We start from the raw sequence: 252 nt of genomic DNA on the forward strand, positions 1-252 counted from the left end.
GCCATCGCGAGCAGCCCGACGATCGCCACGCCGGCCAGGTGCGGGGCGACCCCCATCGCAGCCGAGGCCAGCCCGCCGACGAGGGCACCGACCAGGCCACCACCGCTGAACGCGGCGTGCAGCCCGGACAGCAACGGCCGCCCGGCGCGCGCCTCGACCTGCACCCCGACGCTGTTGGCCGCGACGTTCACCGCACCGGTGACGGCGCCGAACAGGAACAGCCCGGCGCACAGCGCCGGTAGGGTGCCGGCG

1 pseudogene is annotated in these 252 nt (G+C 77.0%); it reads right to left on the reverse strand.

Going from position 1 to position 252, the window contains the following annotated elements:
- Positions 1–252: pseudogene (locus tag ACWXWW_RS18190) on the reverse strand (MFS transporter); the annotation flags it as partial.

The sequence above is a fragment of the Microbacterium sp. KNMS genome, from assembly GCF_053851835.1.